Origin of the sequence: Pseudomonas sp. GD03862 (assembly GCF_029840855.1) — a bacterium.
GTDB classification, from domain to species: domain Bacteria; phylum Pseudomonadota; class Gammaproteobacteria; order Pseudomonadales; family Pseudomonadaceae; genus Aquipseudomonas; species Aquipseudomonas alloputida.
Window position 1 is genome coordinate 24,722 of sequence record NZ_JAOCDI010000051.1, and the last position, 13,518, is coordinate 38,239.

Annotated in this window: 1 protein-coding gene; it reads right to left on the reverse strand. The window is 66.6% G+C overall.

The genetic code is table 11. The features are described 5' to 3' along the window. Positions 1–17: 17 nt before the first annotated feature. On the reverse strand, positions 18–13,518 hold a 13,501-nt coding region (locus tag N5D53_RS24150), incomplete at its 5' end, for a BapA/Bap/LapF family large adhesin (RefSeq protein WP_279840967.1).

Sequence of the window (13,518 nt, forward strand, 5' to 3'; positions counted from 1 at the left end):
GCGGGTTTGCAGCGGCCTCAAACCACATGGATACCGTTTTGTACCCACAGGTGATGGCTTGGATCCTCCTGGGCCGTGTACTGGTTATAGTCGATGCCGTCGGCAGTTTGGTTCCCGACCAGCGTCCAGTTGTCCGTCATGTGAACCGAGTCTTTGTCGTCCCCCTTGATGATCAGTGTGTCGGTAGCGGTTTCGGTGATGGCCACCACATCCGCCAGGTTGAGGGTGAGCGCCACCGAACTGGTGTCGTTGAGGTCGAGGATTTCGATGTCGTGTACGCGCCCGGCCAGGTTGCCCAGGTCGATGCTGGCATCACCGCCGCCCCACAGCAGGGTGTCGGTTCCCGAGCCACCGTCGACGCTGGCGAAGTTCTGGTCGACCACCACCAGCGTGTCGTCACCCGCACCACCCTGCAGGGTGATGTGGCCACCCTGGCTGCCATCGAGGTGGTCGTTGCCGTCGGTGCCGGCGATCACATCGGTGGCCGCTGCCAGGCTGGCGAGTGCCTCTGATTCGTCGCCGGTATCGGCCAGCAGCGATGTGGTCGCGGTGAGGCCGGCAGCATCGTCCACGTTGATGGTCAGGGTTGCGGTGTCGGTGGTGCCGTTCGGGTGGCTTAGCTCGTAGGTGAAGGTGTCTTGCTGGCCGACCACCGCCGAGGTGAGCCCCGCGTTGAGGGTGTAGGTGTAGCTGCCGTCGGCATGCACCAGCAACGTGCCGTAGGTGCCGGCCACGCTCACCCCGTTGTAGCCTGGGATGGTGTAGGTGTTGGCCGCTGTCAGCACGCTCAGCACGGTCAAGGCCGAACCGATGTTGTCGTCAGTCAGCAGGTTGCCGGTGGCGGCTGTCGCGCCACTGACCACGAACTCGGTCAGGTACGTTGTGGTGGTGTTCAGGCTGGTGGTGATGGAGCTGAGCAAGCCAATGCCGCCGGCGGTGACACGCACGTGGTAGGTACCGGCGCCCTGGTTCTCGAAGGTATACCCGGCGCCACCCCCCAGCACGCTGACCAGCGAACCACCCGGTACCGACTGCACCAGAACGTACTGGCCGGTGGCCGGGTTGAGCTTGAGCAGCTCGATGGTGGTGCCGTTGAGCAGGCTCAACAGGTTGGCGGAGTTGACCACCACCTGCAGGTCGGCCGTGGTGTCGGCGGCAACCGTGGTGGTGTAGGTGGCCTGACGGGTACCGATCAGTGGCAGGTTCAGCGAGCCCAGCGTACTGCTGCTGGTGTCCACGCGGTTGTCCAGGGTGACTTGGCTGCTACCAACGTCGTTGACTGCGTCGACCACCGTGGCCGGTGCACCGTAGTTGCTGTCGCTCCAGATTTCCGTGGCTTGCGGGCTGTCGATGCGCACGTACAGGTTGGCGGTATCGGACAGGCCGTTCGGGTGCACCAACTGGTAGCTGAACACATCCACCTTGCCGACACTGTTCGGGCTGCCGTTGGGCGTGTAGGTATAGCTGCCGTCCGCACTGATCACCAGGGTGCCGTACTGGCCCTGAACCGTCGTGGCGGTCCCGGCCGAGACGTAGCTGCCGTCTTTCAGCACTTGCAACACGGCGGCGCTGTCCGGGCCACGGGCATCCACCGCGCCATCGGTGCCCGCGTCGGTAATGACGTTGCCGGAGGTGGCAATGCCGGTGCCGGTGAATTGGGTCAGGCTGGTGGAGACGATGTCCAGCGTGGTGCTCACTTCGGTGATCAGGCCGATGCCGCCACTGCCCACGGTCAGTCGATAATCACCGGCTTGCAGCACGCCGATGTCCACCTGCAAGCCGATTGGCAGCACGATCAGGTCGAGCAGGCCTTGGGTGTTGCCGGTGGCGATGGTCACCCAGGCGCCGCTGGCGTCTTTCACCTGCAGGGTGAAGCTGGTGTTGTTGAGCAGTGCCAGCACGCTGTTGGTGGTCAGTGTGAGGGTAGGGTCGGCCGTGGTGCCTGCTGCCACCGTCCAGGTGTAGGTCTTGGAGAACCCCGACAGCAGCGTGGTGAAGCTGTCGGTGTAGGTCTCCGTGGCGCTGACCGCTGCCAGGTTGACCGTGGCCGTGGCCAGGTTGTCGCTGGCGATGACCGGTGCGTTGGCATCCACATCCGGTGCCGTGACGTTGACGTTACCCGACACGTTGCCGCGCGGGTCACTGAGGGTCACAGACAGGATCTGGCCGTTGTCCTGAGGCGGGCTCAGGGTCACGGTGAAGGTGCCGTCCGCCTGCACCGTCGCGGTTTGCAGCACGGTACCGCCGGCGCTGCGTACGGTTACGGTGGCACCCACTTCGCCCGTACCGGTGAGGGTACTGCCGTCGGCACTGAACAGCAGGTTGCCGGCAGCCGCAGGCGGGGTCAGGTCCGGTGCGGTCAGCGCAGTGCCTGTGGACACGTTACCGGCGCTGTCGGTGAGGGTGACGCTGAGCGCCTGGTTGTCGATCTGCGCCGCAGTCAGGCTGACCACGAACAGGCCGTTGCTACCCACCGTTGCGGTGCCCAGTACGGTACCGGCGCTGTTGCGCACGGTGACCGTGCTGCCGATCTGGCCAGAACCACTGACCGAGGTGCCGTTGGCGTTGATGGTGGCCAGCGGGGCGGCTGGCGGGGTGGTGTCCGGCGCAGTCAGGCTGGTGCTGGCGGACAGGTTGCCGGCAGCATCGGCCTGGCGTACCACCAGCAGTTGCCCGTCGTTCTGTGGCGAGGTCAGGGTAATGCTGAAGGTGCCGTTGGCCTGCACCACTCCGGTACCGACCTGGCCGTTCGGGCCCTGGACGGTAACGGTAGCGCCCGCTTCACCGCTACCGGTAAGCACGGTGCCCGCGCCATCGATGGCGACGTTGGTGGGGGCTGCAGGTGGCTGCAGGTCTGCGGCAGTGTAGCTCGTGCTGCCGGACACATTGCCTGCAGCGTCAGCCTGGCTCACGCCCAGGACCTGGCCGTTGAGCTGCGCGGCGTTCAGGTTGACGGTGAACACGCCACCGCCATTCACCACCGCCGTGCCGAGCACATTGTCGCTGGCATCACGCACTGTCACCGTTGCACCGGCTTCACCCGTGCCGCTCAGCACCAGGCCATTGACAGAGAGGCTGGTCACCACCGGGTTGGCCGGTGGCGTGATGTCAGCCGCTTGCAGGAAGGTCGGCTGTGATTCGCCGCCGACCAGTGCCACCGCTGTCACCGAAATGTGCTCGCCGTTGAGCTGGGCTGCGTCCAGTGTCAGAGTGAAGGTGCCGCTCAGGTTTGCGCTGCCTGTACCGATCAGGTTGCCTGCGGCATCGTACACGCGAATGTCCACACCGCTTGGTGCACTGCCTGTCAGGGTCAGGCCGTCGCTGCCCAAGGTCACGTCGGTTGGCGGCACGGGTGGTGCGATCAACGGTGTGAGGTAGGTCGCGACCGCAGACGTATTGATGCCGTCGGACTGTGTCACTTCCAGGGTGGCGAGCGAGCCCACCGCTGGCACCAGTGTTATCTGGAAGTTGCCAGCGCCATCCACCACGCCAGTACCGATCACGTCTCCGTCGAAGCTGACGGTGACCGTGGCATTGGCTTCGCCCTTGCCGGTCAGCACGTTGAAGGTGTTGTTGATCGCCAGGTTGGTCACCAGGTCGGGTGGCGAGGTGTCGTTGGTCTGGTAAGGGACAGCCACCGAAGCGTTACCGGCATCATCGGTGGACACCACCGTCAGCAACTGGCCGTTGTTCTGTGCCGGGCTGATCGGCACAGTGAACTGGCCGTTCGCATCCACTTCCACCGTGCCCACGATGCTGTTGTCCGGGCCGCGTACCGTGATGGTGCTGCCGGCTTCGGCCGTACCCGTCATCGACGTACCGGCTGCGTTGAGCAGCAGGTCGGTCGGCTGCACCGGTGGCGTCAGGTCTGGCGCAGTCACCGCCAGCGGTACCGACGGGTTGCCAGTGGCGTCCTGGGCGATGATGGTCAGCGTTTCGCCGTTGATTTGCGGGAGGTTCAGGTCAAGGACGAAGGTGCCGTCCGGTTCCACCGTTACCTGGCCCAGCAGGTCGCCGTTGTTGTTGACCACAGTGACGCGGGTGCCGGCTTCGGCAGTACCGGTCACCTGGGTACCGCTGTCGTTGATGGTGGCGATCACGGTGGCCGGTGGTGTGGTGTCCACGGCCGTGACCGAACTGATTGGCGAGATGTTGCCGGTTGCATCGGTCAAGGTTACCTGCAGCACCTGGCCATCGAGCTGTGCTGCATCCAGCCCGACGATGAAGGTCCCGTCGGCGCCCACTGTGCCGGTACCGACCTGCGTGGTGCCGACGTACACGCGCACGGTGGCGCCCACTTCGCCGATACCGCTCAGCTCGTCACCTGCCGCATTGAGCCGCAGCTCTGTTGCAGCAGCTGGCGGCGTGAGGTCCGGCGCCTGGACGTTGACCGGCAGGCTGACGTTGCCGGGTGGGTCGGCCTGCAGCACCGACAGTGTCTGGCTGTTGATTTGTGCAGGTGACAGCTCGACGCTGAAGCTGCCATCAGCAAGCACGATACCCGTGCCCAGTACGGTACCGGCTGCATTACTGACGATTACTGTGGCGCCGGCCTCGCCCAGGCCGCTGACCACACTGCCGTCGGCGTTGATCACCACCAGGGTGAGCGGGTCGGGTGGAGTGAAGTCCGGGGTTTGCAGAGTTGCCACTGCCGACACGTTGCCGGCCGCATCGGCCTGGGTGAAGCTGAGTAGCTCGGCGTTGCCCAGCGCCGGGTTCAGCGTGATGGTGAAGTGGCCACTGGCATCGACCGTGGCGCTGCCGATTTCCTCGCCTGCCGGGTTGGTCACGGTCACCAGCGCGCCCACTTCGCCGCGGCCGGTGAGGGTGACACCATCACCGGAAACGGCCAGTTCGCCGGGTGCCGATGGCGGTGTGGTATCGGGCGCGGTGATGGCGCTGGCGGCAGACTGGTTGCCAGCCGCATCGGCCAGTACCACTTGCACCTGTTGGCCGTTGGCCTGCGGCGATGCGAGGTTGACCTGGAAGGTACCGTCGGCGCGCACCGTTGCACTGCCCAGCACCGAACCATCGGCGGCGAGCACACGCACGGCGGCACCCGCTTCGCCGGTACCGTTCAGCAAGCTGCCACCCCCGGCGAAGGCCAGGTTGCCGGCAGCATCCGGCGCGACGCGGTCAGGGGCTGTCAGGCTGACGCTGTTGGACTCGTTGCCGGCCACATCGGACTGGCTGGCGCTGAGTTGTTCGCCGTTGATTTGAGCGGCGCTCAGGTCGACGTTGAAGTCGCCATTGGCATCGACCACGGCAGTGCCCAGTTCGATACCGCCTTCGCCAAGCACGGTAACGGTGGCACCTGCTTCACCGCGGCCACTGAGTACCAGGCCGTCGTTGGACAACACCAGGTTGGTCAGTGGTTGCGGTGCCGTGGTGTCCGGTGCCTGTAGGGTAGCGGGCAGCGATACGGTGCCATCGGGGCCCGTTGCGCTGACCTGCAACACTTCGCCATTGGCCTGTGCACTGCCGAGATTGACAGTGAACGTGCCGTCGTTGGTGACCGGGCTGCTGCCCAGCAATACGCCGTTGGGGCCGTACACCTTGATTGTGCTGCCCGCCTCGGCGGTGCCGCTCACCGACAGGCCGTCGGCGGCCAGTATCAGGTTGTCCGGCGTGGCCGGTGCCAGCGCGCCCGGCGCCGTCACGTTTTGCGCAGGGGAGACATTCTGTGCGGCATCGGCCTGTACCACGCTCAGGCTTTCACCCGTGATCGCTGCCGGTGACAGGGACACGCTGAAGTGACCGTCGGCGGCCACTGTAGCGTTGCCCAGCACGGTACCGTCCGGTGCTCGTACGGTCACGGTTGCGCCTGCTTCGCCATCGCCTGTCAGGGTGGCGCCATTGGCGGAGACAGCCAGGTTGGCCACGGCGGCCGGCGGCGTGGTGTCGGCTGCGGTGTAAGGTGCGGCCGGCGACACGTTGCCGGCTGCGTCGGTGGCGGTCACCTGCAGCGCCTGGCCATTGGTCTGGGCACTGTTCAGGGTGACCTGGAAGGTGCCGTTGCCACCGGCTACCGCTGTGCCCAGCACGTTGCCGCTGGCATCGCGCACGGTCACGGTGCTGCCGGCTTCGGCGTTACCGGTCAGTTGCAGCCCGGTACCGGACAGCGCGAGTGCTGTCGGTGCCGTAGGCGGGGTGAAGTCCGGCGCGGTGACCGCCACGGCGTTGGAGGTGTTGTTGCCCGCGTCGGTCTGCGTAACGCTCAGGAGCTGGGCGTTGAGCTGGGCGCTGTTCAGGGTGAGGGTAAAGCTGCCATTGGCCGCCACCAGGCCGGTGCCGATGATGGTCCCGTCCGGGCCGTGAACGGTGACCGTGGCACCGGCTTCGCCCAGGCCGGTCAGGGTCAGGCCGTTGTTGTTCAGCACCACGTTGGTCAGCGGTGCGGGTGGGGTCAGGTCCGGGGTTGTCACGTTGATCGCCGGCGAGGTATTGCTGGCGGCATCCATTTGCGTCACGCCGATGACCTGGCCGTTGGCTTGCGGCGTGTCGAAGGTCACCGTGAAGCGACCGTCGACGCCCACCGTGGCGGTGCCGAGCAAGGCACCGGCGGCGTTGCGTACCTGTACCGTGGCGCCCGCTTCACCGCTGCCGGAAAGCTGCCGGCCGTCCTGGCTCAACACCGGGTTACTGATGGCCGCTGGCGGCGTGTGGTCTGGCGTGGCCAGGCTGGCCGGGCCGGACACATTGCCCGCGGCATCACTGAGGGTGACCTGTAGCGGGCTGCCGGTGACCTGCGCGCTGGGCAGGGTGATCTGGAACTGGCCGCTCTGGTTGACGGTGCCAGTGGCCAGGATGGCGCCGCTGGCGTCGCGCACGGTGACGCTGGCGCCGGCTTCGCCCTGGCCGCTGAGCACGGTGGCTGCGCTGTTGAGGCTGAGGTTTCTGGCTGCCAGCGGTGCCTGCAGGTCAGGCGCTTGCAGGGTGGCCGCGAGCGAAACATTGCCTGCAGCATCAGCCTGGGTGACGATCAGGTTTTGCCCATTGGCCACGGCCGGCGAGAAGCTGACGCTGAACAGGCCATTGCTGTCGACGGTTGCAGTCCCCAGCAAGGTGCCTTGTACGTCTGTCACGCGCACGGTTGCACCCACCTCGCCTTGGCCGGTCAGCGTACTGCCGGTGGCGTTGAGGTTTACCTGTGTCGGCGCGTCCGGTGCCGTGGTGTCATTGGCCACGATAATGGCCGGCACCGAAGGCTGGCTGTCGACGGTAGCCTTGGCACTGACCTGCAAGATCTGGGCGTTGAGCTGGGCGTTCTGGAAGAACACACGGAAGGTGCCGTCGCTGCCGACCGTGGCGCTACCCAGCGTGGTGCCACCGGAGGTCACGGTAATCAGCGAGCCGACCGTACCTTGGCCGGTCAGCAGGAAACCGTCGGCGCTGATGGCAAGGGCTGAAGGCGTGGCCACTTCGGTACCGGTCGGGCCAGTCAGTGGTATTTCAGGAGATTCGTTGCCGGCAGGGTCGATCACCACCACATCGACGGTTTCGCCTGATCCCAGCGGTGGGTCGACAGGTATCACGAAGGTGCCGTCCGGCCCTGCAGTTACAGTGCCGCGCACGGTGTCATCCGGGTTGCGGACTTCCACTGTGCTGCCAGGCTCGGCTGTGCCGCCGACCGAGCTGCCGTCCGGGCTTACGGTAAGCCCGGTCGCCGGTTCTGGGTTGGTCGTGTCCGGAGCGGTGACAGAGACCGGCGCCGAGTCGTTGCCGGCTGCGTCGGTCACTACCACGGTTACGGTCTGGCCGTTGTTCTGCGGTGTATCCAGCGGCACGCTGAAACTGCCATCCGGGTTGACCGCAACGGTGATCACATTGCCGGCCCCATCGCTCACGGTCACTGAACTGGCGCCAGGTGCATTACCGGTCACAGCCGTGCCATCGCCGTTGACTGCAACGTCGGTAGGCAGCGCTGGTGGCGTGATGTCAGGCGCAAGGATCTGGCTGGGCTGCGAAATATTGCCGGCCGCATCGGTCAGCGTTACATCCAGGGCCTGGCCGTCCAACTGGGCGGGCGATAGTGGGACTATGAAGCTGCCGCCTGCGGGCACAACGACCGTGCCAACCAACGTGCCGTCGGCAAGCTTCACTTCCACCGTGGAGCCAGCTTCACCGGTACCCTGGATGGCACTGCCGCCCGGGGTGATCGTGAGGCCGGCAGGCGCAGCTGGCGCGGTGCTGTCGTCAGCGGTGAACGTGGCCGACGGCGAGGCATTGCCGCCGCCATCGATCAGCACCACCGACAGCACTTCGCCGTTGGTCTGGGCCGTGGAGAGTGCCACTTCGAACGTCCCGTCAGCATTCACCGGGATGGTGCCTAGCAGGTTGCCCGCAGCATCGCGTACCTCTACGGTGCTGCCTGCCTCGCCCTGCCCGCTGAGCAGTGTGCCAGTAGGATCAAGGCCCAGCCCTTGCGCCGGCAGCGGTGCCTCGAAGTCAGGTGCGATCACAGTGCCAGCGGGCGAGCCGTTGCCGCTATTGTCCGCCTGAGTGACAGACAGCGTCTGGCCATTGAGCTGTGGCGGGTCGATGGCCACCTGGAAGGTGCCATCGGGCTGGACCGTTGCGGTGCCCAGTACTGTGCCGCCAGTGCCGGTCACGGTCACCTGCGCACCCGGCTCACCGCTGCCGCTCAGGCTGCTGCCGTCGCCGGCCAGGACCAGCCCGGTGGGGCTATCGGGTGCCTGGGTATCCGGTGCCGACAAATCGACCGCCGCCGACAGGTTGCCGGCCGCGTCGCGTTGCTCCACGGTCAGTGCCTGGCCGTTGGTTTGCGGCTCGTCGAGGGTAATTTCGAAAGCGCCACCCGCGCCGACCACCGTGCTGCCCAGCACGCTGCCATCCGGCCCGCGCACGGTCACGGTGGCGCCCGGTTCGCCGTTGCCGGTGATCGTGGTGCCGGTGCCGTCGATGGCTGGGTTGGTGACCACTTGCGGCGGGGTAGAGTCGGGGGCGGTGAAGTCCACCGGCCCTGCGCTATTGCCCAGGTTGTCGGTCGCTTCGACGGTCAGGCTTTCGCCATTGCGCTGTGGCGCGACGAGGGTGACGTCGAAACGGCCGTCGCCGCCCACGGTGGCAGTGCCCAGCACATTGCCGTCGGCGTCACGCACGGTGACGATGGAGCCGCTTTGACCCTGGCCGGTAAGGTGGATGCCAGCGGTATCGATGGCCAGCCCGGAGGGTTGCAGCGGGCCGTCGGTATCGGGCGCGACGAGGGTGGCGGTCGAGGTGTTGCCAGCGGGGTCGCGCAGGACCACGTCCAGTTCCTGGCCGTCGGTCTGCGCTGGGTTCAGGACCACGCTGATCACACCGTCGGCACCGACCTGGGCGTTGCCCAGCACAGTCCCGTCGGCGCTGATGACCTGCACGGTGGTGCCCGGTTCGCCGCGACCAGTGAGCAGGCTGCCATCGGCACTCAGTTGCAGTTCGCTGGCTTCATTGGGCGGGGTGATATCGGGGGCGGTGATCTGGGTAGGCAGCGAACTGTTGCCAGCGCCGTCAACCGCCACGACATCCAGGGTCTCGCCGTTGGCCTGGGCCGGGGTCAGGCCGACGGTGAAGCTGCCATCCGGACCGGCCTGGGCGCTGCCCAGGACATTGCCCTGCGCGTCACGCACTTCCACCTGCGTATCTGCCGGTGCGGTACCGGAAACGCTGGATCCGTCACCGGCCACCACCACGCCGCTCGGGCTTTCGGGCAGCGGTGTATCGGCAACGGTCACGCTGACCCCTGCCGAGGTATTGCCGGCGGCATCGGTCTGCACCAGCACGAGGTTCTCACCTGCGGCCAGCGGTGCCTCCAGGTCAATCACGAAGGTGCCATTTGGCGCCACGGTGCCAGTACCGATGACTGCGCCCTGGGCATCACGCACTTCCACTGTGGCACCGGGCTCGCCACGGCCAGACACGGCCAGGCTGCCATCGCTTGCCACCACGTCGGCGACGATCGCTGGCGCGGTGATGTCCGGGGCCACGTAGCTCAGCGGCACCGAAGTGTTGCCTGCCGCATCGGTCACGGTGATGGACAGGGTCTCGCCATTGGCCTGTGGCGGGTCGAGGGTCAGGCTGAAACTGCCATCCGGCTCGGCAATGGCGCTGCCGATCAGGTTGCCTGAGGCATCTTTGACCTCTACTCGTGCGCCCCCTTCTGCAGTACCGGCCAGGCTGTCGCCATTGCTCAGCACCAGGTCGGTTGGTTGCAGCGGTGCTACCTGGTCGGGCGCCGTCAGCGGGCTAGGTGTAGAGACGTTGCCGGCGGCGTCGGTCAGGGTCACTTGCAGGGACGAGCCATCCACCACCGGGGTTGGCAGTTGCACATTGAAGCTGCCATCGGGCTGAACGGTGCCGCTCACCAGCACTTGCCCCTGATCGTTGCGCACCTCCACGGTGGCGCCCGCTTCGCCGCGCCCGGAGACTGTGCGGCCATCGTTACTGATGGCCAGCTCGGTAGCGGGTTCCGGCGGTGTGGTGTCGCCGCCGTTGTCCACGATCGGTGCGGTGACGCTGCCGGCCGTGGAGGCGTTGCCTGCGACATCGGTGGCCGTCACCTGCAACTGCTCGCCTGCCACTTGTGGCGGGGTGAGGCCGATGCTGAAGGCGCCGCTGGCCCCCACCACGACACTGCCCAGTACAGTGGTGCCATCGGCGGCCAGCACACGGACGGTGCTGCCTGCTTCGGCGCGGCCGCTGACAACGGTACCGTCGCCACTGATTGCCAGATCGCTTGGCGCCGCAGGCGCGGTGATGTCTGGTGCGGCGACCTGCACCGGCAACGACGAGGTGCCGTTGTTGTCGATCGCCACCACGTCCAGCAACTCGCCATTGGCCTGGGCCGGTGTAAGCACCACGGTGAAGGTGCCCTCGGCACCCACCACGATGCTACCGACCAGCGTGCCGTTGGCATCATGCACTTCCACGCGGCTACCAGCAGGAGCAGAACCGCTGATGCTGCTGCCATCGGCAGCGACGACCAGTTCGCTCGGGCTGGTTGGGGTGACCACCAGTGGCACGTCGTAGGTCAGCGCTTCAGAGGCGTTGCCGCTCGGGTCGGTCTGTACCAGGCTCAGGCGTTCACCCGGCAGTGCAGCCGGATCAAGGTCGATCAGGAAAGTACCGTTCGCGGTCACTGTGCCGGTACCGATCAGCGTGCCATTGGCATCGCGCACCTCGACGGTAGCACCGGCTTCGCCGCGACCGCCCAAGGTCAGGCCGTCGGCGCCGACGACGATGTTGCTGACTACGGCAGGCGCGGTGATGTCCGGAGCCTCGAACTGCAGGGGTGAAGAGACATTGCCGGCAGCATCGATCAGACGGATGTCGAGGATCTCGCCATTGGCCTGGGCCGGCGACAGGGTGATGCTGAAACTGCCGGTTTCAGGGACCAGGCCAGTGCCGAGCAAGTTGCCCAAGGCATCGCGTACCTGCACGGTCGCACCCGGTTCGCCGTTGCCACTCAGGGTCACGCCGTCGGCCAAGGCCACGCCGGTCGGTTGAGCCGGGGCCTGCAAGTCCGGGGTAACCACCGACGCCGGGGCCGAAGCATTGCCGCTGGCATCGGTCAGCACCACTTGCAGGTTGCTGCCATCTTTCACCGGTGGATCGAGGGTGATCTGGAAGGTGCCGTCCGGGTTGACCGAGCCGCTGGCCAGTACATTGCCCTGGGCATCGCGCACCTGCACGCTGGCCCCGGCTTCGCCGCGGCCATTGAGCTGGGCGCCGGCCAGGCCGACTACCAGGTTGGTCGCGGCATCCGGTGGTGTGGTGTCGCCGCCGTCGATGTCCGGCGCGGTGATGTCGCCGGCCGTGGAGGTGTTGCCGGCGGCGTCAGTGGCGGTGACTTGCAGTACCTCGCCGTTTACCTGTGGCGGGTCGAGGGTGATGCTGAAGCTGCCAGTGGCGTCGACCACCCCACTACCCAGCACGGTGGTGCCATCGGCGGCCACCACCCGCACGGTGCTGCCCACTTCGGCGCGGCCGGTGACCTCGCTGCCGTTGGCACTGATCGCCAGCTCGCCCGGGGTGACCGGTGGGGTGATATCCGGTGCGGTGACCTGCACGGGTAGCGATGTAGCACCGCTGCCGTCGATGGCGACCACGTCCAGCAATTCGCCGTTGGCCTGGGCCGGGTTGAGGATGACGGTGAAGGTGCCCTCGGCACCTACCACCACACTGCCGACCAGTGAGCCGTTGGCGTCGTGTACTTCCACGCGGCTGCCCGCCGGGGCTGTACCGCTGATGCTGACACCGTTCTCAGCCACCACCAGGTCGCTGGGGCTGGCGGGCGCGGTGGTTACCGGAACTTCATATTGCAGGACCTCGGAGGCGTTGCCGCTCGCATCGGTTTGCACCAGGCTCAACTGAGCACCCGGCTGGGCAGCCGGGTCCAGGTCGACCACGAAGGTGCCGTTGGCGCTGACGGTGCCGGTACCGATGACAGTGCCGTTGGCATCACGTACTTGTACGGTAGTACCCGCTTCGCCCCGGCCACTGAGCACCAGGCCATCGGCGCCGACCACGATGTTGCTGACAGTAGCTGGCGGCGTGGTGTCCGGTGCAGTGAACGCCAGCGGCGTCGAACTGTTGCCGGCGGCGTCTACCACGCGAATGTCCAGGGCCTCACCATTGGCCTGGGCGGGGAAAAGCGTGACGCTGAAGGTGCCGTCTTCGTTGACCAGGCCTGTGCCGATCAGGCTGCCGGTGGCATTGCGCACCTGTACGGTGGCACCGGGCTCGCCGCGGCCGGTGAAGGTCACACCATCGACCAAGGCCAGCTCGGTTGGCTGCGCGGGGGCCAGCAGGTCTGGCGCGGCGACCGAACCGGGTTGCGAGACATTGCCGGCAGCGTCGGTCAGGGTCACTTGCAGGGTACTGCCATCGGTGATGGCCGGGTTCAAGGTGATGGCGAAGGTGCCATCCGGGTTGACCGTGCCCGTGGCAACTACGGTGCCTGCGCCATCGCGCACCTGAAGGCTGGCACCGGCTTCACCGCGACCGGTCAGCTGGCTGCCGGCAGGGTTGATCACCAGATTGGTCGGGGCTTCCGGTGGCGTTGTGTCGCTGCCGTCGATGTCCGGCGCGGTAAGGTTGCTGGCGGTGGAGGGGTTGCCTGCCGCATCGGTGGCCGTGACTTGAAGCACCTCGCCGTCTATCTGTGGCGGGTCGAGGGTGATGCTGAAGCTGCCGGTAGCGCCAACTACCACACTACCCAGCACAGTGGTGCCGTCGGCGGCCAGCACGCGTACGGTGCTTCCCGGTTCGGCGCGGCCGGTGACCACGCTGCCGTCGGCATTGATCACCAGTTCGGCCGGTGCGGCAGGGGCGGTGATGTCGGGCGCGGTGATCTGGGCGGGCAGCGAGGAAATGCCGCCGTCATCGATGGCGACCACGTCCAGCAGTTCGCCGTTGGCTTGTGCGGGATTCAGTTCGATGCTGAAGCTGCCATCGGCGCTGGCAATGGCACTGCCAATCAACGTGCCGTTGGCATCATGCACTTCCACACGGCTGCCG